Origin of the sequence: Bradyrhizobium campsiandrae, assembly GCF_014529705.1 — a bacterium.
GTDB lineage: Bacteria > Pseudomonadota > Alphaproteobacteria > Rhizobiales > Xanthobacteraceae > Bradyrhizobium > Bradyrhizobium campsiandrae.
In genome coordinates, this window is record NZ_JAANIH010000021.1 from 99157 (window position 1) to 120554 (window position 21398).

Here is a 21398-nt window from a genome sequence, read left to right on the forward strand (position 1 = left end):
TCGGGGATGTCGATCGGTGCGCTGCCCGGCAGCGCGAGCAGGGTATGACGGCCCGCCTGCTGGCGAACGTTTCCTCACAATTGCGATACTACTCATGGCTCGTTGGTAACGCTATCATTTTGTGCGGCTGGCGACCATTCCGCCGTGCGCAGGCCGCCAGGCTGCCGCTGCATCAGCGAGCTCTGCCGCTCGATCACCGTAAAGCCGAGATCGAGCACGGGCCGTTCGGGACGCTTGCCTTCGATCGCCTCGATCAACATCGCAGCAGCGGTGCTGCCCATCTCGTAGCGGTTGGTCCGCACGCTGGTCAGCGTCGGCACCGCGGAGGCCATGAATTCGAGGTCGTTGAAGCCGACGATCGCAATCTGGTCGGGGACCGCAACGTCCCGCCGTCGGCACTCGAAGAGGACGCCGAGCGCGAGGTCGTCATTGGCGCAGAACACCGCGTCGATGTCGGGCTCGCGCGCGAGCAGATCGGCGAACAGCGCGCCGCCGAGGGTCACCGAGGTCGGCGTTGCCGTCGTCACGATCAGTCTTTGGTCGAACAGGCCCGCATCCTTCATGGCCGCGACATAGCCGTCAAGCCGGCGCTGGACCCGCGGATCCATGCGTGCCCCGACGAAGCCGATCCTGCGGTGCCCCTGATCGAACAGATGCCTGATGGCCGCGCGCGCCGCATCATAGTGGGAAAAGCCGATCATCATGTCGACCGGGTTGGGTCCGATCTCCATGATCTGGACGATCGGGCAATCGGCCGCCTCCAGCATCGCGCGCGATTCCGCCGTCTGGTCGATGCCGGTGATGATCAGTCCCGCCGGCTTCTGGGCCAGAAACAGGCGCAGCAGCTTCTCCTCCTGGAGGATGGAGTAGCGCGTGTTGGACAGCTGGATCGAGTAGCGGCTGCCTTCGGAGGCGTCATAGATGCCGCGCAGCACGTCGGAGAACACGTTGTTGGTCAGCGACGGAATCAGGACACCGATCACTTCGGTGCGCTGTGAGGCCAGTGCGCGTGCCGCAAGGTTGGGCACATAGCCGAGCTCCCGGGCCGCGCTTTCGACCCGCGTCCGCTTGGCGACCGACAGCGCCTCGGGGTTGCGGAAGAAGCGGGACGCCGTAATCGGGCTAACGCCGGCGAGTTCGGCGACTTCCGCCAGCCGAATCTTGCCAGACTTGGTGCGCTTTCGACCCATTTGCTGCTCTTAACACAGTCACTCCCCGCAAACAAAGGAACGTTGACAGCGCTACCAGCAACGACTAACCAAAGACAAATTGCCAAACCCGCACAAACTGCCGACAATGTCGCCTGTTAAAAGAGGCTTCGGGTCGGCGAAGTTTCGAAAAAAGCAAGACGGTGGCGGCGCGACGGTTGCGTCGTTTCAGTCGGAGGAGGGAGCTAGATGTCGTCTGTGCAAATCCGCGACGTGCGGAAATCCTTTGGCAATTTTGAAGTCCTGCACGGCGTGACAATCCCGATCGAGGATGGCCAGTTCGTCGTCCTGGTTGGCCCCTCCGGCTGCGGCAAGTCGACGCTTCTGCGCATGCTGGCGGGCCTCGAGAACATCACGTCAGGCACGATCTCGATCGGCGACCGCGTGGTCAACAATGTCCAGCCCAAGGAGCGGGACATTGCGATGGTGTTCCAGAACTACGCACTCTACCCGCATATGACGGTCGCCGAGAACATGGGCTTCTCGCTGAAGCTGCGAAATGCCGGCTCCGACGAGATCAACAAGCGCGTCAAGCGCGCCGCCGAAATCCTTGCGCTGTCGCCGCTGCTCGACCGCTATCCGCGCCAGCTCTCCGGCGGTCAGCGCCAGCGCGTCGCCATGGGCCGGGCCATCGTGCGCGATCCCCAGGTGTTCCTGTTCGATGAGCCGCTCTCGAACCTCGATGCCAAGCTGCGCGTTGCCATGCGCACCGAGATCAAGGAGCTGCATCAGCGGCTCAAGACCACCACCGTCTACGTCACCCATGACCAGATCGAGGCCATGACCATGGCCGACAAGATCGTCGTCATGCATGACGGCATCGTCGAGCAGATGGGCACGCCGCTCGAGCTCTATGACAAGCCGGATAACCAGTTCGTCGCCGGCTTCATTGGCTCGCCCGCGATGAACTTCCTCAAGGGCCATGTGCGCGTCAACGGCGTTGCGACCTTCGAGGGGCCGAACGGCGTCAAGCTGCCGCTCAAGAATGCGCCGGCTGCCTCCGACGGCAAGCCCGTCGTTTACGGCGTCCGTCCCGAGCATTTCACGATAGCCGACGACGGCGCCGACGCCGAGATCGTCGTGGTCGAGCCGACCGGCTCGGAAACGCAGGTGTTCGCGAAGCTCGGTGGCGAGCAGGTGGTTGCGGTGTTCCGCGAGCGGCACCAGTTCAACCCGGGCGACAAGGTCAAGTTGAAGCCCGACCCGGACGTGATTCACTTGTTTGATGAGGCGACAGGCAAACGCCTGTAGCGGCGTTTCGTGACTTAGGACGACCAAATACAATTAAAAAATCAGGGAGAGAATGATGAGCGATTTCGACAGGCGTAGTGTGCTTAAAGCCGGCCTGGGCGGCGCAGCTTTGCTCGCAGGTCCCGGCGTCGTCCCCGTCCGCGCGGCGGAGTGGACCAACACGCCGGAGCCCAACGCCTCCATCCGTGTGCTGCGCTGGAAGCAGTTCATCCAGGCCGAGTTCGACAAGTTTGCCGAGCAGACCAAGAAGTTCTCCGAGAAGACCGGCATCAAGGTGAAGCTCGAGGCCGAGAGCTGGGAGGACATTCGTCCCAAGGCCGCGGTCGCAGCCAATGTCGGCGCCGGTCCCGACCTCATCATCGGCACGCTCGATGACCCCTTCAAATTCCCCGAGAAGCTGATCGACGTGACCGACGTTGCCGACTATCTCGGCAAACAGTATGGCGGCTGGTACCCGGTCGCCGAGCGTTACGGCAAGAAGGGCAACAGCTGGATCGCCATTCCGCAAGGTGCAACCGGCGGCTGCCTGAACTACCGCATCAGCCACGTGAAGGCCGCAGGCTTCGAGCAATTCCCCAAGGATACCGACGGCTTCCTCAAACTGTGCCAGGCCCTGAAGAAGAACAACACGCCGGCGGGCTTTGCGCTCGGCCATGCCACGGGCGACGCCAACGGCTGGTGCCAATGGGCGCTGTGGGCGTTCGGTGGCAAGGTCGTCAACGACAAGAACGAGGTCGTCATCGACTCGCCGGAGACGATCGCGGCGATCGAATACGTCAAGCAGCTCTATGCGACGTTCATTCCAGGCGTGCTGTCGTGGAACGACAGCAACAACAACAAGGCGTTCCTGAACGGCGAGCTCAGCCTCACCCTGAACGGCATCTCGATCTGGACCGTCGGCAAGAACTCGCCCGATCCGAAGCAGCAGGAGATCGCCAAGGACATGGACCACGCGCCGATGCCGATCGGCCCCGTGGGCGTATCGACCGAGCAGCAGAACGTCCTCGTCTATTACGGCTACAAGCACTCGAAGTATCCGAAGGCGGTCAAGGAATACATCAAATTCATGATGGACAAGGAGAACTACGACGCCTGGGAGGTCGCCTCCAACGGCTACGTCTCGCCGCCGCTCCCGGCCTACAATGACAATCCGGTGTGGACCTCCGATCCCAAGATCACGCCGTATCGCGACTGCCTGAAGCGCTGCCGCGACAACGGCTATGCCGGCGATCTCGGCTACGCCTCGGCCGCCGTCATGGGTGACTTCGTGGTCGTCGACATGTTCGCCGAAGCCGCCTCCGGCTCGGCGACGCCGCAGGAAGCAGCCAAGCGCGCTGCCGAGCGCGCCAAGCGCTACTACCAGGTCTGATCCGCACGCGCGGCGGCGTCCGGTTTGCCGGACGCCGCCGTCGTCGTTCTCTGAGGGGAGTCCGACATGGCCGTCATTGCCGAGCCCGTCACTGCGCAGGCCAGGCGCAGCAGTCTGTGGATCAGGGCGTTCGAAAGCCGGAATTTTCTCGGCGCCATGTTCATGGTGCCGGCGATTGCCATTCTGATCCTGTTCCTGGCTTACCCGTTGGCGCTCGGCTTCTGGCTCGGCATGACCGACACCAAGATCGGCGGCGTCGGCCGTTTCATCGGTTTCCAGAATTTCGTCTCGCTGTCCAAGGACAGCGTGTTCTGGCTGTCGGTGTTCAACACCATTTTCTACACGGTATTCGCGAGCATCGTGAAATTCGCGATCGGGCTTTATCTGGCCCTGCTGCTCAACGAGCGGCTGCCGTTCAAATCGATGGTCCGCGCCATCGTGCTGTTGCCCTTCGTGGTGCCGACCGTGCTGTCGGCGATTGCGTTCTGGTGGATCTATGACAGCCAGTTCTCGATCATCTCCTGGGTGCTGATCAAGGCGGGTCTCCTGACTCACTATATCGATTTCCTCGGCGATCCCTGGAATGCGCGCTGGTCGGTCGTGCTCGCCAACATCTGGCGCGGCGTGCCCTTTGTCGCCATCACGCTGCTGGCGGGATTGCAGACCATCTCGCCGTCGCTCTACGAGGCCGCGAACCTCGACGGCGCCACCAACATGCAGCGCTTCCGCCACATCACGCTGCCGATGCTGTCCCCGATCATCGCTGTTGTGATGACGTTCTCGGTGCTGATGACCTTTACCGACTTCCAGCTCATCTACACCATCACGCGCGGCGGGCCGATCAACGCCACGCATCTGATGGCGACGCTGTCGTTCCAGCGCGCCATCACCGGCGGCAATCTGGGCGAGGGCGCGGCGATCTCGAATGCGATGATTCCGTTCCTAGTCGCAGCGATCCTGCTCAGCTTCTTCGGGCTTCAACGCTCGCGCTGGCAGCAGGGCGGGAGGGACTGACCATGACCACCGTGGACGATCAAAGCGTCGGAATGGACTACCTGGAGAGCTTTCCGCGCAAGTTCCTGCGCGTCTATCTCCCGCTCGGTCTGATCATCTTTTTTCTCCTGTTTCCGTTCTACTGGATGGCGGTGACGACGTTCAAGCCGGATGCGGAGATGTACGACTACGAGAAGTACAATCCGTTCCTGATCGCGCATCCGACGCTGGAGCACATCAAGAAGCTGTTCTTCGACACCGACTATCCGCTGTGGATGTGGAACACGGTGATCGTTTCGGTGTCTTCGACGTTCATTTCACTGTTTGCGAGCGTCTGCGCCGCGTATGCGATCGAGCGGCTGCGCTACAAGGGCTCGCGCTATGTCGGCCTTGCGATCTTCCTCGGCTATCTCGTGCCGCCCTCGATCCTGTTCATTCCGCTGGCCGCCATCGTGTTCCAGCTTGGCCTGTTCGACGGCAATCTGGCGCTGATCCTGACCTATCCGACCTTCCTGATCCCGTTCTGCACCTGGCTGCTGATGGGCTATTTCCGCACCATTCCCTACGAGTTAGAGGAATGCGCGCTGATTGACGGAGCCACGCGGCTCCAGATCCTGATCAAGATCACGCTGCCGTTGTCGCTGCCGGGGGTCATTTCGGCCGGCATCTTCGCCTTCACCTTGTCCTGGAACGAGTTCATCTACGCGCTGACCTTCATCTCCTCCTCGGAGAACAAGACCATTCCGGTCGGCGCCATCACTGAGCTCGTCAACGGCGACGTCTACCATTGGGGCGCCCTGATGGCGGCGGCCCTGACCGGCTCAGTCCCCGTAGTTATCCTTTATTCCTTCTTCGTAGAGTACTATGTGTCGGCGATGACCGGCGCCGTGAAGGAATGACAGCGGCGCCTGCCTGAGAACGCGCCACAGGTTTCAAGAGCGGCGCGTTCCGGCCAATAAGAAGGAGTTGAGCTCTTGCACATTCTGGTTCTGGGCGCTGCCGGCATGGTCGGCCGCAAATTGTGTGAACGTCTCTTGCGCGACGGCAGGCTCGGCAAGAGCGACATCACCAAGCTGACCATGCATGACGTGGTCGAGCCCAAGAAGCCGGAGAAGGCCGGTTTCGCTGTCGAGACCGTCTCGGGCGATTTCGCCGTGCCTGGCGCTGCCGAAAAGCTGATCGCCGGCCGCCCTGATGTGATCTTCCATCTCGCCGCCATCGTCTCGGGCGAGGCCGAGCTCGATTTCGACAAGGGCTACCGCATCAATCTCGACGGCACGCGGATGCTGCTCGATGCCGTCAGGCTAGTCGGCGGCGGCTACAAGCCGCGCGTGGTGTTCACGTCCTCGATCGCGGTGTTCGGTGCGCCGTTTCCGGATGCGATCGGCGACGAGTTCTTCCACACCCCGCTGCTCAGCTACGGCACCCAGAAGGCCATCGGCGAATTGCTGCTGGCCGATTATTCCCGCCGCGGCTTCCTCGACGGCATCGGCATCCGCCTGCCGACCATCTGCATCCGGCCCGGCTTGCCCAACAAGGCGGCATCGGGCTTTTTCTCAAACATCCTGCGCGAGCCGCTGGCGGGTAAGGAGGCGATCCTGCCGGTGTCCGAGGACGTCCGCCATTGGCACGCCACGCCGCGCTCGGCGGTCGGCTTCCTGCTGCACGCCGGCACCATGGATCTTGCCACCGTCGGCCCGCGCCGCAATCTGACCATGCCTGGCCTGTCGGCCACCGTCGGCGAGCAGATCGCGGCGTTGAAGCGCGTTGCGGGCGAGAAGGTTGCGGCCCGCATCAAGCGTGAGCCTGATCCCTTCATCGTCGGCATCGTCGGCGGCTGGCCGCGCAACTTCAACCCAAAGCGGGCGCTCGAGCTCGGCTTCACGACGGCCGAGAAGACGTTTGACGACATCATCCGCATTCACATCGAAGACGAGCTCGGCGGCAACTTCGTCGCCTGACCGTTAGAGATGAACAGCGTGGACATGACGATGGCGAGCGTGGCTTGCATCGGTGAATGCATGGTCGAGCTTCGGCAGGCTCAGGGTGGGCAGGCCGGGCAGGGCGGCGGCCTCTACTCGCGCGGCTTCGGCGGCGACACCCTCAACACGGCCGTGTATCTTGCGAGGCTCGACGTCAAGGTCGATTACCTCACCGCGCTCGGCGACGATGCGCTCAGCGACGAGATGATCGCGGCCTGGAATGCGGAGAGCGTCGGCACCCGCCGTGTCGTGCGGCTGCCGGGCAAGCTGCCCGGGCTCTACATGATCCAGACGGACGCCAAAGGCGAGCGCCAATTCTTCCACTGGCGCGACAGCGCGGCGGCGCGTCAGCTGATGAGCCTGCCGGAGACCGACGAGCTGCTCAACTCGCTGATGAGCTATGACATCGTCTATCTCTCCGCGATCACGCTCTCGATCTACGACGCGGCCGGGCGCGACCGCTTGTTTGCGGCGATCAAACGCGCGCGCCTGCTCGGCACACGCTTCGTGTTCGACACCAACTTCCGCGCCCGCGGCTGGCCGGACCGTGATATCGCCCGCGAGGCGTTCGCCGCGGCGTTTGCGGCGTCCGACATCGTGCTGACCTCGACAGAGGATCTGCTTTCGCTCTATCCCGGCGAGAGCCATGAGCAACTGATGGCGCGGATCCCGACGCCCGAGCTGGTGTTCCGGCTGGCCGAGCCGGTCAGCCTGCTGCGCTTTCCCGGCGGGACCAGCGAGGTGCGCGCCGAGCCGATGACCAGACCGGTCGTTGATACCACCGCGGCCGGCGACAGCTTCGCTGCGGCTTATATCGCCGCCCGGCTCGGCGGTTCCGATCCGGTCGAGGCGGCCCAATCGGGACATCGGCTCGCCAGCCTCGTCATCTGCTATCCCGGCGCCATCATTCCGGGCTATGCCATGCCGCCGAAGAAGCGGCACCGGCCGGCAACCGCGCGTCAGGCCACCAAGTGAGACGGAAGCCAAGATGACCACTGCTGCCCAACAGAACCACCTCGTCGCGCTGTTCAAGGCCGCGACCGTCATTCCCGTCCTCACCATCGAGCGGATCCAGGATGCCGTGCCGCTCGCGCAGGCCCTGGTGGCCGGCGGCGTCCGTACGCTTGAGGTGACCATGCGCACCCCCGTCGCGATCGAGGCCGCGCGGGCCATGATGGCCGAGGTCCCCGAGGCGGTCGTCGGCATCGGCACCATTCTCAATCCGGCCGACTTCACCCGTGTCGAGAAGCTTGGCGTCGCATTCGGCATCAGCCCGGGCCTGACCCGCGATCTTCTCAAGGTCGCGGCCGACAGCTCCCTGCCGTTTGCACCTGGAATCGCCACGGCGTCCGAACTGATGACGGTGCTGTCTTACGGCTTCGACGTCGCAAAGTTCTTCCCGGCCGAGCAGGCCGGCGGCATCAAGGGGCTGCGCGCGCTCGGCGGCCCGTTCCCGAACGTGCGGTTCTGCCCGACCGGTGGGGTGGGCGAGGCCAATGCGGCGACCTGGCTTGCCGAGCCCAACGTGGTTGCGGTCGGCGGTTCGTGGCTGTGCCCCACGGCGGAGATCAGGGCCGGGAACTGGGCCGGCATAACTGCCATCTGTCAGCGCACCCTTAAGGCCCTTAAACCCGCGTGAAGTCTTGCCATCGCTGGGCTAAGGTTTAAGTCAGGCAAGAGATCCCTAGGGAGAAGAGACCATGACCGCCAGCATCGTCGGATGGGCGCATACGCCGTTCGGCAAGTTCGACACCGAAACCGTCGAAAGCCTCGTCACCCGCGTCGCCAATGAGGCGATGGCCGATGCCGGCATTTCGGCCTCCGATGTCGACGAGATCGTGCTCGGCCATTTCAACGCCGGCTTCTCGGCGCAGGATTTTACCGCCTCGCTGGTGCTCCAGGCCGATCCGAAGCTGCGCTTCAAGCCGGCCACCCGGGTCGAGAACGCCTGCGCAACCGGTTCGGCCGCCGTGCACCAGGGCCTGCGCGCGATCGCCGCGGGCGCGGCCAAGATCGTCCTGGTCGTCGGCGTCGAGCAGATGACCCGGACCCCGGGTCCGGAGATCGGCAAGAACCTGCTCAAGGCGTCCTATTTGCCCGAGGACGGCGACACCGTCGGCGGCTTCGCCGGCGTGTTCGGCAAGATCGCCAGCTCCTACTTCCAGAAATACGGCGACCAGTCCGATGCGCTGGCCCTGATCGCGGCCAAGAACCATAAGAACGGCGTCGCCAATCCCTTCGCCCAGATGCGCAAGGATTTCGGCTTCGACTTCTGCCGCGCCGAGAGCGAGAAGAACCCTTACGTCGCAGGTCCCCTGAAGCGCACCGATTGTTCGCTCGTCTCCGACGGTGCGGCCGCGCTGGTGCTGGCCGATGCCGAGACCGCCAAGGGCATGGCTAAGTCAATCGGATTCCGCGCCACCGCGCATGCCCAGGACTTCCTGCCGATGAGCAAGCGCGACATCCTCCAGTTCGAGGGCTGCACGGTTGCTTGGCAGCGCGCGCTGGAAAAGGCTGGCGTGACGCTGTCCGATCTCTCCTTCGTCGAGACCCACGACTGCTTCACCGTCGCCGAGCTGATCGAGTACGAAGCGATGGGCCTGACGCCGAAGGGGCAGGGCGCCCGCGCCATCAAGGAAGGCTGGACGCTCAAGGACGGCAAGCTGCCGGTCAATCCGTCCGGCGGCCTGAAGGCCAAGGGCCACCCGATCGGAGCCACCGGCGTCTCGATGCATGTGATGACCGCGATGCAGCTTGCCGGGCAGGCGCCCGAGGGCATGCAGCTCAAGAATGCCAAGCTCGGCGGCATCTTCAACATGGGCGGCGCCGCGGTCGCCAATTACGTCTCCGTCCTGGAGCCGCTGAAGTAGGCTTGCGTAGGGTGGGTTAGCTGGCGGCTGCACGAAGTGCAGTCCGCGGCGTAACCCACCTCTTTTGTCTCCGCGGAAGGTAGACAGTGGTGGGTTACGCCTTCGGCTAACCCACCCTACGCATTAGGTTCTTTGCGTTAGATCATGGTGGGCCCGCGCGGCCTCCGTAATGCTCTAATTGATTTGCAGGGAATGCATCATGAGCACTGACTACGAAGATTCACTTTCTCTCGAAGCCCTCAACGATCGGATCGCGATCCTCGAGGACAACATCCGCCAATTGATCGAGCAGGCTGCCGCCGCCTCCGGCGAGCAGAACGAGTCGCGCATTGCCGACCGCATCAACCAGCAGAACGACGAGCTCGAGCGTCTCATGAAGATCCGCGAATCCCGCCAGAAGAAATAGCGGCTGCGGCCTTCCGCATGCGGCCATACGCCGGCCGCCCTTGCGCAGGCGCCGCTACTCCCCTTAGCTGGATCGAAATCGCGGGACCGCATTGTGCCCCCGCGCTATCGGGAGCATACGGATGGGGCCGCTGAAGGGCATCAAGGTCATCGATATGACCACCGTGTTGATGGGTCCCTACGCGACCCAGATGCTCGGCGATTACGGTGCCGACGTGATCAAGGTGGAATCGCTCGACGGCGACGTCACCCGCCTGATCGGTCCGATGCGCCACGCTGGCATGGGCCCGGTGTTCCTCAACACCAACCGCAGCAAACGCTCGATCTGCCTCGACCTGAAGAAGCCCGGCGGCCGCGAGGCCGTGCTGCGGCTGCTGAAGGACGCAGATGTCCTCGTCTACAATGTCCGCCCGCAGGCGATGGCGCGGCTTCAGCTCGGCTATGACGTCGTCTCCGCGATCAATCCGCGCCTCGTCTATGCCGGCGTGTTCGGCTTCGGCCAGGACGGGCCCTATGCGGCAAAGCCGGCCTATGACGACCTGATCCAGGGCGCGACAGCGCTGCCGGCGCTGATGGCGCAGACCGGCGACGGCGTGCCGCGCTATGTGCCGAACGCGCTGGTCGACCGCATCGTTGGCCTCACCGCCGTCGGCGCGATCTGCGCCAGCCTCGTGCACCGCGACCGCACCGGCCGCGGCCAGCGCGTCGACATCCCGATGTTCGAGACCATGGCAGGCTTCGTCATGGGCGACCATATGGGTGGGCTTACCTATGAGCCGCCGCTCGACAAGGGCGGCTATGCCCGTCATCTGTCGCGCGACCGCAGGCCCTACAAGACTGCGGACGGCCATCTCAGCGTCATCGTGTACAACGACAAGCAGTGGGAGAATTTCTTCAAGGCGACCGGACGCGACGACCTGCGCGCCGATCCCAAATTCGCAACCTTCGCCGGCCGCGCGGCGAACATCGACGTCGTCTATGCCGAGCTCGCCCGCATCTTCGAGACGCGCACCACGGCCGAGTGGATCGATGTGCTCACGAAAGCCGACGTGCCCGTGATGCCAATGCACGACCTCGCCTCGATCCTGCACGACGAGCATCTGGAGGCGACCGGCTTCTTCCCGATCGTCAACCATCCGACCGAAGGTGCGATCCGCAGCATGAAGGTGACGGCGACCTGGTCGGAGACCGAGGCCGAGCCGGTGCGCCTGGCGCCGCGGCTTGGCGAGCATGGCGCGGAGATTCTTCGCGAGATCGGGTACTCCTCGGACGAGATCGCCGCCTTGGTTCGTGACGGCGTCACGCGCGCAGCGCCGGAGTAGCGAGGGCATCATGAGCTTCATGACCGGCGTCGGCCTCACATCCTACGGCAAGCACGAAGGTTCGTCCTCGCTCGATCTGATGAGCAAGGCTGCGCAACTCGCCCTTGACGATGCCGGCCTCAAGCGCGCCGACATCGATGGCATCCTCTGCGGCTACTCCACCGTGTCGCCGCACATCATGCTGGCGACTGTCTTTGCCGAGCATTTTGGCATCCGCCCGTCTTACGCCCACGCCGTGCAGGTCGGCGGCGCCACCGGCCTTGCGATGACCATGCTCGCTCATCAGCTTGTCGAAGCGGGCGTCTGCCGTAACATGCTCGTCGTTGCCGGCGAGAACCGCTTGACCGGCCAGAGCCGCGACGCCTCGATCCAGGCGCTGGCGCAGGTTGGCCATCCCGATTACGAGGTGCCGCTCGGGCCGACCATTCCCGCCTATTACGGCCTCGTCGCCAACAGATACATGCACGAATACGGCGTGACCGAAGAAGACCTCGCCGAATTCGCGGTGCTGATGCGGGCCCACGCCTGCACCCATCCGGGCGCGCAATTCCACGATCCGATCACGGTGGCGGACGTCATGGCCTCGAAGCCGGTGGCGATGCCGCTCAAGCTGCTGGACTGCTGCCCGGTGTCCGATGGCGGCGCGGCCTTCGTCATCAGTCGAGAGCGAACCGGCGAGGCCGGTGTGCGCATTTGCGGCTGCGCCCAGGCGCACACGCATCAGCACGTCACCGCCATGCCAGGCTTGAGTGAGCTTGGCGCCGAAATCTCCATCGCGCGTGCGAAGCAAGCCACGGGGCTTGCGATCTCCGACGTGCGCTACGCTGCCATCTACGACAGTTTTACCATCACGCTGGCCATGCTGCTGGAAGACCTCGGCCTTGCCGGTCGCGGCGAGGCGGCTGACCGCGTGCGATCAGGCCATTTCGGCCGGGACGGCGCGATGCCGCTCAACACCCATGGCGGCCTGCTCAGCTATGGCCATTGCGGCGTCGGCGGCGCCATGGCGCATCTGGTCGAGGCACATTTGCAGATGACGGGGCGGGCGGCGAATCGCCAAGTGAGAGACGCATCGATCGCGCTGCTGCACGGCGACGGCGGCGTGCTGTCGTCCCACGTCAGCATGTTTTTGGAGCAAGTAGCATGAGCGAGCGTCTGGCGGATTGGACCCGGGGCGAAGAGGCGATCACCTACCAAACCTGCACCGCATGCGACCACGTGCAGTATTTTCACCGTGCTTTCTGTGCCGCCTGTGGCGTGACCGGCCTCCGCGAGGCGCGCGCCAGCGGCAAAGGCAGGGTCTACGCGACCTCGCTGGTTTGCCGCGCTGCCACGCCCGAGACGCGCGCCCACGTGCCCTACAACATCCTGCTGGTCGATTGCTCCGAGGGTTTTCGCATGATGGCCCATGGCGCCAATGGATTGGCCATTGGCGATTCGGTCACCGCGAGCTTCAGGCCTTTTGCCGGGACGCTCGTGCCGTTCTTCACGAAGGAGACGTAACGGGATTTCGTCATTCGGGGGCGGTCATGAGACCGAGCCTGGAACGGGTATTCTGGGCCTGGCCTGTGCGAGGGCCACCCCGGAATGACGAAAACTCTGAAACGCTTAACGGCCGTAGAACAGGATGCTGGCGATGACGAGCATCGCCATCACCGCCAGCATATGCGCGAGCGCCTCCGAGGCCGCCCCCTTGGTGGCTTCCTTCATGCCGTTTTCTCCCTAGACTTGGGCGTGACTCATCGTTGCGCGGTCAAGCGCAAAGACGGCCAATTGTTTTTACTCGGAACACCCCACTTCGAGCATTCACCGCGATTTGTCCCCACGCGGCGAATGTCGACTGTGCCAAGGTCGATCAGCAATGCGGCGGCAATTTGACTCGATGATGTTGCTCCTGCGTCGGCCTGCGAATAGAGTTTTGGGAACTTGTTCCGGTAAGGACGACAAGCATCAAAAACGTCAGGAAGAACTCAAGGTAAATCATGGCCCGCATCGACTACAGCGACCCGTTCAAGGCGTCCGACCGTACCCGCGAAATCCTCGACAAGAACCGCAACGCCAACATCTTTCGCATGATGGCGCATTCGCCGAGCTACTTTGAGCAGTATTGCCGGCTCGGCGGCGCCATCAGGCACAAGGGCGAACTTGATCCCATCGTGCGCGAGCTTGCGATCACACGCACCGGCATTCTGTGCGAGGCGCCGTACGAGATCATCGCGCACAAGCGCATCGGCAAGAATGTCGGCGTCACCGACGCGCAGAATGAGGCGCTGGAGAACTGGCAGGCGGCGAGTTGTTTCGACGAGACGCAGCGTGCCGCGCTCGCCTTCACCGACGAGATCGTGAAGCTGAAGAAGCCGACGGATGCGACCTTCAGGGCGATCGCCGGGAAGCTGACGCCGGCCGCACTGGTCGAGCTGCAGCTCTCGGTCGGCTTCTACATCATGACGTCGAAGTTCCTGGAGACGTTCGAGATCGATCTTCAGCCCGTGACGGAAGTGGTGGGCTGAACCACGCCTTGGCGAGCGAGGGATGTCATGACGATCGATGAATATGCGGCCTGGGCCGCTGGCGTTGCGAAAGTCGATGAACATCCCTCGAACGAGCGGCTGTCCTATCTCGGGCTTGGCCTCGCCGGTGAGTCCGGCGAGGTCGCCGAGCACATCAAGAAGCTCTTGCGCGATGACTGGCTCGACAAGGCGGGTCTGGTCGAGGAGCTCGGCGATGTCATCTATTACTGGGCCTGCCTGTGCGCCGCGACAGGCCAGCAGCCGTCCGAATTGCTCGAGGCCAGCGCCGCCAAGATCAAGCGGCGGATCAGCGAGGCGTCGAGCCGGTAGGGTTCACGTCGCCGTCAAAATATCGACCTTGGTGTTGGCCACGATCAGTCGATCGGCCAGCAGCTGCGCCAGATTGCGCATGATGCGCTCGCTCGCCCGTGGGTGCTGCTTGCGAAAGCGCTCGAAATCCTTCAGCGGCACCTCGAAGGCGGTCGCCGCCATATCCGCGAATACGTCGGCGGAGCGGGTGGCTTCGATCAGGGCCATCTCTCCAAAGGCCATGCCCGCCGTGAGTGTTGCCAGCCTGACGCCGTCGGGCAGGGTGACATGCACCGCGCCGCTGCGCAGGAAGAACAGGGCGTCCGCAGGATCGCCCGCCGTGACGATCTTCGCGCCGGACTGGTAGGTCCTGATGGTGCAGATCGAGGCCAGATCCGTCAATTCTTCCGTGCTGAGGCCGTCGAGCAGTGGTTGCTCGGACAATTCGGTTGTCTCGTGAAAATCGATCGAGCCGCCATAGCGGTAGACGATCTGGTCTTCCGCCCATTCGATCGCGGTATCGAGCAGATAGAAGTCGCGGACGTTTTTCAGCTCCGCCGTCCATTCTCTTAAGGTATTCCATTCCTTCGATGCACGCCTGACGCCCGAAATCACCACGGTGACGTTGAGCGCGGCAAGGTCTTCGAACGCTTCGGCGATCAGCCGCGCGCCCGCGCGCGTGGTGGAGGTCACGCGATGCAGATCAAAGATCACGAATTGCGGCCGCGGCCGTTCGGCCAGCCGGCGCGAGACATAGTCGACCGCCGAAAGCGACAAAGTGCCGACGAGCTCGATGATCCGCACCTCCTGCTCATGCGCCGCCAGGATCTCGCGCTCCTGCTGGCGGCGAACGCGGCGTGACGGGCTCTTGCCGATGTCGTAGTCGGCGATGACCGCGTTGCGCGCGTCGTCGCTGCGGTTGAGCATGTGCAGGTCGTAATGCGAGGATAGCGCCTCGCAGACCTTGATCCCGCGCACGCTGTTGCCGTGCCTGTCGAGCTTCGGCGAGTAGCTGCCGAGCCCGAGACGGGCGGGGAGGGCGGCCAGAATGCCGCCGCCGACCCCGCTCTTGGCGGGAATGCCGATGCGGTAGATCCATTCGCCGGCATAATCGTACATGCCCGACGACGTCATCACCGACAGCGTGCGCGAGATCGCATAGGGCGTCAGCACCTGCTCGCCGGTCACCGGATTGACGCCGCGGTTTGCGAGCGTCGCCGCCATCACCGCGATGTCGCGCGCGGAGACCAGCACCGCACATTGCCGGAAATAGACGTCCAGCACGCCAGCCACATTGTCCGAAATCACCGCATTGGTCTTGAGGAGATAGCCGATGGCGCGGTTGCGATCGCCGGTCTGGCTTTCCGAGGTGTATACGGCCTCGTCGACGGCGAGGTCGCGCCCGGCAAAGCGGCTGAGCGCAAGCCTGATCTGCTCGAAGGCATCCGTGCCCTTGCTGTCGTAGATCAGCCCGGTGCAAGCGATCGCGCCGGCATTGACCATCGGATTGAACGGATGGTTCTCCGCATTGAGCCGGATCGAGTTGAAAGGGTCGCCAGAGGGTTCGACGCCGATCGCGCTCTCGACCTTGCTCGCGCCGAGCAGGTCCAGCGCCAGCGCGAATACGAACGGCTTTGACATCGACTGGATGGTGAATGGCACCCTGGAGTCGCCGACCTCATAGACATGACCGTCCAGCGTGGCGAGACTGATGCCAAAATAGGCAGGATCGGCCTTGCTCAGTTCGGGGATGTAATCGGCGACGTGACCTGACGTCTCGGCGGAGAATTCATTGAGGCACGTGTCGAGAAACCGCAGCAGGGGCGGCTTCGAGCGGGTCCAGGCGGAGGAAAGCGACGAAAGCGGTGTCATTGCCTTCTTGTGCAACGCAATCAGGGGACACGCAACCCGTCAGATGCCCATGACGCGCCCCTCATGGCGTCCGAACGCAAGACATGGCGCGCCATCGCGCCGTTATTGTCTGTTGCAGGTTGTCGCGGATGAGAAGCCGCGGGCGGCGCCCGCTCAACGCGCGACGATCGCGATGGCTGTCCTTCTGCAACGAGGTCATCGAACTTCACGAGCAGCGATGCGAGCGTACCGCTCGCCGGCGAGGACACCGGTATCTCCATCTTCATGGCTTCGACGACCACAACGTCGTCGCCATCGGCAACGGTTCCTCCAACCTACACGGGAGTTGCGCAGATGCGGCCGGCGACATCAGTGCGATCTTAATTTCTGGCATGCCATCGCCTTTTTGTTGTCGTCGCAAAATGCCTGAGGTAGCGTCGTTCACAAAGTGGAATTTAATTCCGCAGAGCGGAACAAACGGTAGGGATCATGGGACGACGTTCGGAGCGGTTGAGCAGACAAGGTGCGCTCGCTGGTGATGCCGGTGAGGGTGATGTCATTCAGGTGGTGTCGCGCGCGTTCGACGTGTTGCGATGCTTCGAGGGCCACGAGGCGCGGCTCGGCAATCTCGAGATTTCAAATCGCTGCGGTCTGCCGCGCTCGACGGTGTCGCGACTGACGCACACGCTGACGCGCATGGGCCAGCTCGTCTATCTGCCGCGCGACCAGAAATATCGGATAGGTCCAAGCGCCGTGGCGATGAGCGCCTCGATGATGAAGGGCGCGCAGCTGCGCAGCATGATCCGCCAGCGGCTGCAGGAAGTTGCCGAGCAATTGCCAGGCACCGTCGGCTTCGTCGTGCCTGATCGCTTCCATCTGGTCTATCTGCAGTTCGCGCGCTCGGCTTCGGCGCTCGGCCTGCACGAGGGCACCGGCAGCCGCATCTCGATGGCCTCCACGGCTGCGGGCGCCGCCTACACCGCAGCACTGGCACCTGAGGTCGGCGATGCCTTCATCAACGACATGGAGCGCGAAGCGCCCGAGGCCGTCAAGATCCTGCGGCCGCGGATCGAGGCCAACAGGCAGTCGCTGCGCGAGCGCGGCTATGTCACGGCTTGCGGCTTGTGGAGCCCGCACATCAATGGCCTTGCGGTGCCGATCTGGTCGCCGCAGTACCAGACCTTCGTGGTCGTCACGATCGGGCTTCTGTCGGCGATGTATGACGAACAGCGTCTGCATGACGAAGTCGCCCCGCTGATGCTGGCGCTTGGGCGTTCGCTTGGCAGCCTGATGGAGGGGGCCGAAGGCGACGCCTTCAACAATCGCGTCGCGCGTAAACCGGTCGCAATATCGGTCCATAAAAATAATAAGCCGATCCATTCGGAGGGAGTGAATGAACTGGAAGCCGGAACTCGACGAGCTCGCCCGGCGCCAAGCCTTCGCGCGGGAGATGGGCGGCGTTGACAAGGTCAAGCGACAACATGACCAGGGCCGGCTGACTGTTCGGGAACGCATCGACAGACTGATCGACAAGGGCAGCTTCCACGAAATCGGTGCCGTCTCCGGCATCGGCGAGTACGATTCCGGCGGCGATCTCAAGAAATTGACGCCGGCGAACTGCGTGTTCGGCCGCGCCCGCGTCGACGGCCGCACCGTGGTGGTCGTCGGCGATGACTTCACCGTGCGGGGCGGTTCGGCGGATGCGTCGATCTCGGCGAAGCCGCTGATGGCGGAGGAGATGGCGCACGACTTCCGTCTGCCCATCATCCGCATCATCGAAGGCTCCGGCGGCGGCGGTTCGGTCAAGACCATCGAGACCAAGGGCGCGGCGAATCTGCCCGGCGGTATCGGCGGCACCCGCTGGTATCGCTTCACGACGGAGAATCTGTCTTGCGTGCCCGTTGTCGCGCTCGGCCTCGGCTCGGTCGCGGGCCTGGGCGCCGCGCGCCTTGCCGCCAGCCACTATTCCATCATGACGCGTAAATCCGCGATGTTCGTCGCGGGGCCGCCTGTCGTGAAGGCGCTGGGGCAGGATCTCTCCAAAGAGGAGCTCGGCGGCGCCGATATCCAAACCCGCGCCGGCGCGGTCGATCATGCGGTCGACACGGAAGAGGAGGCTTTCGCCTGCGCGCGACGCTTTCTCTCTTACCTGCCGTCGTCAGTCCACGAGCTGCCACCGACTCTGCCCTGCGCCGACAATCCGGAGCGCAGCGACGAGGCGCTGATGAATGCGGTGCCGCGCAATCGCAAGCAGGTTTACAAGGTCAGGCCGATCATCGAGTCCGTCGTCGACAGGGGCTCGTTCTTTGAGGTCGCCAAGAGTTTCGGCAAGCCTGTTATCGTTGGTCTGGCGCGCCTCGAGGGCAGGGCCGTGATGCTGCTTGCCAGCGACAGCTTTCACTATGGCGGCTCCTGGACGGCGGATGCGTGCCAGAAGGTGGTGCGCTGGGTCGACTTTGCCGAGACCTTCCACCTGCCAATCGTCTATCTCATGGATTGCCCCGGCTTCATGATCGGTCTCGAGGCCGAGAAGGCTGCGACCATCCGCCATGGCGTCCGTGCCATGGCCGCGGTCAACCAGACCACCGTGCCCTGGTGCACCGTCATCCTGCGCAACGCTTTTGGCGTCGCAGGCGTCGTGCATCAACCGGCCGACCGCTTCTCGATCCGCTACGCCTGGCCGTCGGCCTATTGGGGCTCGCTGCCGCTCGAAGGCGGCATCGAGGCCGCCTATCGCGCGGATATCGATGCGGCCGAGGACAAGGCGGCGAAGCTGAAAGAGATCGAGGAGCGTCTGAACAAGCTGCGCTCGCCGTTCCGCTCGGCCGAGAAATTCTGGGTCGAGGAAATCATCGATCCCAGAAAGACGCGCTCGCTGCTGTGCGAGTTCGCACGCCTCGCCGAGCCGCTGCGCAAGGCAGGGCCGCCGGAGAACATGACGATCAGGCCGTGAGGCCGGGCCGTCCACGTGCCGGAACTTAACCCAGGTTAGTCGCGCGCTCTCTTCCGCCGCGCTTCGGGCTCATTTCAGCCAAACCAATATCGGTCTCTCGCGACCGGGGCAGGACCCTCCAACCCAGAGTCCTGCAAATGATCAAGCTGGTTCTTTCAGCGTGCGTTTTTGTTGTTGCCACCTCCACCGCCGCAGAAGCGCGGTCCTATCGCAACCTCCAAGCTCCCGAATGCAATATCACAATGCCCTGCGATTTCTCGTACGCGCAGCCGCGCCGCGAGCGGGCTCCCAGGCCGTCATTGCAGGCCTATCGCGCAACACAGATGACGGTGACCAACGCGGGCTATGCCGCGACGACCCTCAGCGTCACCGGTGATCGCGTCATCGGCGGCCGCCCGGCCGGCTGCCCCTCATCCTTTTGCGGCTGCGGTGCCGCGATCCGCGTGTTCGGTCATGTCGTGCCGGAATTGAATCTCGCGTCGAACTGGCTGCACTTTCCGCGCGCGGCGCCGGCGCCGGGAATGGTCGCCGCGCGCCACGGGCACGTCTTCGTCCTGGAGCAGCCGCTCGGCGGCGACATGTGGATGGCGTATGATGCCAATTCGGGCGGTCACGCGACGCGCATGCACGCGCGTTCGCTGCGCGGCTACACCGTCGTCAACCCGCGCGGCTAAGAAACAACGAGGGTGCCCGGCTCGCTCACGGCCGGAGTATCTCGCCTGGATTGATGATGGTCTGCGGATCGCGCGCGCCAGGCGTTCTTTTCCGACGAGTATCGCTGCCCTCAGTTTTGTTTCAGTTGTTGCGGCGCCGCCCGAACGGCTGACCTGCGACGTTCAACCCGCATCGAACGCCATGGGGCCCCCTGCAGCCCGCGAGGAGCCCGTGGCGTCTTTCGAGGGACAGGACGTTGAGGACAATCGTCATGCATGGCGGTACCGGATCATTATCGCGTGCATCCAGGCGCGTGCTGCCAATTCTGATTGCCCTGGCGGCGGTGCCCTGCCAGTCGCCCACGGTGGAAGGCGCCGACCGCCGGACTGCGAAGCAGGAGCAGGTAACCAGCCCGACCGATGCGCGGTTCGTGTCCCTCGGGGTCGGAAAGTCCTTCGTGATCGACCTTCCACGCGACGTGAAGGATGTGCTGGTCGCGGATCCGAAGATCGCCAATGTCGTGCTGCGATCGGCGCAGCGCGCCTATATCATCGGCGCGGCGGTGGGGCAGACCAACGTGGTGTTTTTCGACACCGCCGGCCAGTCGATCACGGCTTATGACATCGCGGTCAAGCGTGACTTGAACGGCGTTCGGGCCGCGCTGAGGCAGGCGCTTCCCGCGGCCAACATCCAGATCGACGGCGTCGGCGACGGCGTCATATTGACCGGCACCGCTGCGACGCCCGTCGAGGCCCAGCAGGCCAACGACATCGCCGCGCGCCTCACAGGCGGCGCCGAAAAGGTCGTCAACACGATCACGGTTCGAGGACGGGACCAGGTGATGCTGAAGGTGACGATCGCCGAGGTGTCGCGCCAGATCATCAAGCAGCTCGGCGTCGATCTCAGCACGAGTCTGAGCTCCGGCACGTCCGCCGTCAGTCTGACCAATGCGAACCCCTTCACGGCCTATGGCAAGAACCTCGTCGACGGCAACAATGTATCCCTGTCGGCCGGCGGGACGACGGCGACGCTGCGGGCGATGGAGAGTGCCGGCGTGATGCGCACCTTGGCTGAGCCGACGCTGACGGCGATCTCGGGAGAGTCCGCGACCTTCATCTCCGGCGGCGAGTTTCCGGTTCCCGCGGGCTATTCCTGCGATCCGACCACTCATGTCTGCACCACGCAGATCAGCTTCAAGAGGTTCGGAATGTCGCTCAGCTTCACGCCGGTCGTGCTGGCGGAAGGCCGCATCAGCCTGCATCTGATGACCGAGGTGTCGGATTTGTCGAATGAGAACTCCATCACTCTGTCCCAGGCCGTGAGCGAGAGTACGACCAACTCGCTGACCGTGCCGTCGATCAAGACGCGGCGGGCCGAGAGCACGCTGGAGGTTCCCTCCGGCGGCTCCATGGCCATCGCGGGCCTGATTCAGGACCAGACCAAGCGGGCGGTGAACGGGTTGCCCGGGCTCATGCAGGTGCCGGTGCTGGGTGCGCTGTTCCGCAGCCAGGATTTCGTCAACAACCAGACAGGGCTCGTCGTTCTCGTGACGCCTTACGTGGTCCGCGCCGTGAGCCCGAGAGAGCTGTCGCGGCCGGACGACGGCTTCGTCGCCGCGAGCGACCCGCAATCCGCGCTCGTCGGCAACATCAACCGAATCTACGGCCGAACCGGGCCGACGAGAGGCCGCCGCGGCGATATCGGCATCATCACCGACTGAC

20 protein-coding genes and 1 pseudogene are annotated in these 21398 nt (G+C 63.9%); 18 read left to right on the forward strand and 3 right to left on the reverse strand.

Going from position 1 to position 21398, the window contains the following annotated elements:
* Window positions 1-92: 92 nt before the first annotated feature.
* Entirely contained in the window at window positions 93-1190 is a 1098-nt protein-coding gene (gene gntR, locus G8O24_RS17680; RefSeq protein WP_244645885.1) for an HTH-type transcriptional regulator GntR, read from the reverse strand.
* A gap of 207 nt (window positions 1191-1397) precedes the next feature.
* Between gntR and G8O24_RS17685 the strand changes: the two genes are divergently transcribed.
* The 14 genes from G8O24_RS17685 (at window position 1398) to G8O24_RS17750 (ending at window position 14240) form a co-directional block, all read left to right on the forward strand.
* Window positions 1398-2459 (forward strand): ABC transporter ATP-binding protein, encoded by a 1062-nt coding sequence (locus G8O24_RS17685; protein ID WP_188101425.1) that lies wholly within the window; start codon window positions 1398-1400, stop codon window positions 2457-2459.
* Window positions 2460-2514: 55 nt separating this feature from the next.
* Complete coding sequence (locus tag G8O24_RS17690; RefSeq protein ID WP_188101427.1) at window positions 2515-3828, forward strand: ABC transporter substrate-binding protein; 1314 nt, start codon at window positions 2515-2517, stop codon at window positions 3826-3828.
* 66 nt (window positions 3829-3894) lie between these two features.
* Window positions 3895-4842 carry a carbohydrate ABC transporter permease gene (locus G8O24_RS17695; protein ID WP_188101429.1) on the forward strand — a complete coding sequence of 316 codons (948 nt, stop codon included), beginning with the start codon at window positions 3895-3897 and terminating at the stop codon, window positions 4840-4842.
* 2 nt (window positions 4843-4844) lie between these two features.
* Entirely contained in the window at window positions 4845-5720 is an 876-nt protein-coding gene (locus G8O24_RS17700; RefSeq protein ID WP_188101431.1) for a carbohydrate ABC transporter permease, read from the forward strand.
* A 75-nt stretch (window positions 5721-5795) separates the two neighbouring features.
* The gene (denD, locus tag G8O24_RS17705) at window positions 5796-6782 is read left to right on the forward strand and encodes a D-erythronate dehydrogenase (protein ID WP_188101433.1); all 987 of its coding nucleotides are present in this window, start codon (window positions 5796-5798) and stop codon (window positions 6780-6782) included.
* A 30-nt stretch (window positions 6783-6812) separates the two neighbouring features.
* Window positions 6813-7778 (forward strand): sugar kinase, encoded by a 966-nt coding sequence (locus G8O24_RS17710; protein ID WP_188101434.1) that lies wholly within the window; start codon window positions 6813-6815, stop codon window positions 7776-7778.
* Between the two features lie 13 nt (window positions 7779-7791).
* On the forward strand, window positions 7792-8442 hold the full coding sequence (gene eda / locus G8O24_RS17715) for a bifunctional 4-hydroxy-2-oxoglutarate aldolase/2-dehydro-3-deoxy-phosphogluconate aldolase (RefSeq protein WP_188101436.1): 651 nt from the start codon (window positions 7792-7794) through the stop codon (window positions 8440-8442).
* Between the two features lie 61 nt (window positions 8443-8503).
* The gene (locus G8O24_RS17720; protein ID WP_188101438.1) at window positions 8504-9673 is read left to right on the forward strand and encodes an acetyl-CoA acetyltransferase; all 1170 of its coding nucleotides are present in this window, start codon (window positions 8504-8506) and stop codon (window positions 9671-9673) included.
* A gap of 199 nt (window positions 9674-9872) precedes the next feature.
* The gene (locus G8O24_RS17725) at window positions 9873-10079 is read left to right on the forward strand and encodes a hypothetical protein (protein WP_188101440.1); all 207 of its coding nucleotides are present in this window, start codon (window positions 9873-9875) and stop codon (window positions 10077-10079) included.
* A gap of 121 nt (window positions 10080-10200) precedes the next feature.
* A complete protein-coding gene (locus G8O24_RS17730; RefSeq protein WP_188101442.1) occupies window positions 10201-11400 on the forward strand; it encodes a CaiB/BaiF CoA transferase family protein in 1200 nt (399 codons plus the stop codon).
* Window positions 11401-11410: 10 nt separating this feature from the next.
* Complete coding sequence (locus tag G8O24_RS17735) at window positions 11411-12547, forward strand: thiolase family protein (protein WP_188101443.1); 1137 nt, start codon at window positions 11411-11413, stop codon at window positions 12545-12547.
* Entirely contained in the window at window positions 12544-12903 is a 360-nt protein-coding gene (locus G8O24_RS17740; protein WP_188101445.1) for a Zn-ribbon domain-containing OB-fold protein, read from the forward strand. The genes G8O24_RS17735 and G8O24_RS17740 overlap by 4 nt, the downstream gene beginning before the upstream one ends.
* Window positions 12904-13382: 479 nt before the next feature.
* Window positions 13383-13910, forward strand: coding sequence for a carboxymuconolactone decarboxylase family protein (locus tag G8O24_RS17745; RefSeq protein WP_188101447.1), 528 nt, complete (start codon window positions 13383-13385; stop codon window positions 13908-13910).
* A gap of 27 nt (window positions 13911-13937) precedes the next feature.
* Complete coding sequence (locus G8O24_RS17750) at window positions 13938-14240, forward strand: nucleoside triphosphate pyrophosphohydrolase family protein (protein ID WP_188101449.1); 303 nt, start codon at window positions 13938-13940, stop codon at window positions 14238-14240.
* Between the two features lie 3 nt (window positions 14241-14243).
* On the opposite strand, the gene glsA is transcribed toward G8O24_RS17750, so the two are convergent.
* Entirely contained in the window at window positions 14244-16091 is a 1848-nt protein-coding gene (gene glsA / locus G8O24_RS17755; protein WP_188101451.1) for a glutaminase A, read from the reverse strand.
* A 153-nt stretch (window positions 16092-16244) separates the two neighbouring features.
* Window positions 16245-16464 (reverse strand): annotated as a pseudogene (locus G8O24_RS44340) (biotin/lipoyl-containing protein).
* Between the two features lie 95 nt (window positions 16465-16559).
* On the opposite strand from G8O24_RS44340, the gene G8O24_RS17765 reads away from it, so the two are divergent.
* The 4 genes from G8O24_RS17765 to G8O24_RS17780 all read left to right on the forward strand — a co-directional run bounded on the left by G8O24_RS17765 (window position 16560) and on the right by G8O24_RS17780 (window position 21397).
* Window positions 16560-17534 carry an IclR family transcriptional regulator gene (locus G8O24_RS17765; RefSeq protein ID WP_188101453.1) on the forward strand — a complete coding sequence of 325 codons (975 nt, stop codon included), beginning with the start codon at window positions 16560-16562 and terminating at the stop codon, window positions 17532-17534.
* On the forward strand, window positions 17464-19023 hold the full coding sequence (locus G8O24_RS17770) for an acyl-CoA carboxylase subunit beta (protein ID WP_188101455.1): 1560 nt from the start codon (window positions 17464-17466) through the stop codon (window positions 19021-19023). The genes G8O24_RS17765 and G8O24_RS17770 overlap by 71 nt, the downstream gene beginning before the upstream one ends.
* A gap of 137 nt (window positions 19024-19160) precedes the next feature.
* Window positions 19161-19697: a hypothetical protein gene (locus tag G8O24_RS17775; RefSeq protein WP_188101457.1), complete on the forward strand. Its 537-nt coding sequence runs from the start codon at window positions 19161-19163 to the stop codon at window positions 19695-19697.
* A 251-nt stretch (window positions 19698-19948) separates the two neighbouring features.
* Window positions 19949-21397, forward strand: coding sequence for a type II and III secretion system protein family protein (locus tag G8O24_RS17780; protein WP_191093235.1), 1449 nt, complete (start codon window positions 19949-19951; stop codon window positions 21395-21397).
* Window position 21398 lies beyond the last annotated feature (1 nt).

What these genes read in the sequence shown, in the direction of transcription:
- G8O24_RS17720 (WP_188101438.1), top strand. Translation starts at nt 8,504, where the DNA reads ATGACCGCCAGCATCGTCGGATGGGCGCATACGCCGTTCGGCAAGTTC.
- G8O24_RS17740 (WP_188101445.1), top strand. Translation starts at nt 12,544, where the DNA reads ATGAGCGAGCGTCTGGCGGATTGGACCCGGGGCGAAGAGGCGATCACC.
- eda (WP_188101436.1), top strand. Translation starts at nt 7,792, where the DNA reads ATGACCACTGCTGCCCAACAGAACCACCTCGTCGCGCTGTTCAAGGCC.
- G8O24_RS17780 (WP_191093235.1), top strand. Translation starts at nt 19,949, where the DNA reads ATGCATGGCGGTACCGGATCATTATCGCGTGCATCCAGGCGCGTGCTG.
- G8O24_RS17770 (WP_188101455.1), top strand. Translation starts at nt 17,464, where the DNA reads ATGAACTGGAAGCCGGAACTCGACGAGCTCGCCCGGCGCCAAGCCTTC.
- G8O24_RS17725 (WP_188101440.1), top strand. Translation starts at nt 9,873, where the DNA reads ATGAGCACTGACTACGAAGATTCACTTTCTCTCGAAGCCCTCAACGAT.
- G8O24_RS17765 (WP_188101453.1), top strand. Translation starts at nt 16,560, where the DNA reads ATGGGACGACGTTCGGAGCGGTTGAGCAGACAAGGTGCGCTCGCTGGT.
- G8O24_RS17775 (WP_188101457.1), top strand. Translation starts at nt 19,161, where the DNA reads ATGATCAAGCTGGTTCTTTCAGCGTGCGTTTTTGTTGTTGCCACCTCC.
- G8O24_RS17745 (WP_188101447.1), top strand. Translation starts at nt 13,383, where the DNA reads ATGGCCCGCATCGACTACAGCGACCCGTTCAAGGCGTCCGACCGTACC.
- G8O24_RS17690 (WP_188101427.1), top strand. Translation starts at nt 2,515, where the DNA reads ATGAGCGATTTCGACAGGCGTAGTGTGCTTAAAGCCGGCCTGGGCGGC.
- G8O24_RS17695 (WP_188101429.1), top strand. Translation starts at nt 3,895, where the DNA reads ATGGCCGTCATTGCCGAGCCCGTCACTGCGCAGGCCAGGCGCAGCAGT.
- G8O24_RS17710 (WP_188101434.1), top strand. Translation starts at nt 6,813, where the DNA reads ATGGCGAGCGTGGCTTGCATCGGTGAATGCATGGTCGAGCTTCGGCAG.
- G8O24_RS17735 (WP_188101443.1), top strand. Translation starts at nt 11,411, where the DNA reads ATGAGCTTCATGACCGGCGTCGGCCTCACATCCTACGGCAAGCACGAA.
- glsA (WP_188101451.1), bottom strand. Translation starts at nt 16,091, where the DNA reads ATGACACCGCTTTCGTCGCTTTCCTCCGCCTGGACCCGCTCGAAGCCG.
- G8O24_RS17685 (WP_188101425.1), top strand. Translation starts at nt 1,398, where the DNA reads ATGTCGTCTGTGCAAATCCGCGACGTGCGGAAATCCTTTGGCAATTTT.
- G8O24_RS17700 (WP_188101431.1), top strand. Translation starts at nt 4,845, where the DNA reads ATGACCACCGTGGACGATCAAAGCGTCGGAATGGACTACCTGGAGAGC.
- gntR (WP_244645885.1), bottom strand. Translation starts at nt 1,190, where the DNA reads ATGGGTCGAAAGCGCACCAAGTCTGGCAAGATTCGGCTGGCGGAAGTC.
- G8O24_RS17750 (WP_188101449.1), top strand. Translation starts at nt 13,938, where the DNA reads ATGACGATCGATGAATATGCGGCCTGGGCCGCTGGCGTTGCGAAAGTC.
- G8O24_RS17730 (WP_188101442.1), top strand. Translation starts at nt 10,201, where the DNA reads ATGGGGCCGCTGAAGGGCATCAAGGTCATCGATATGACCACCGTGTTG.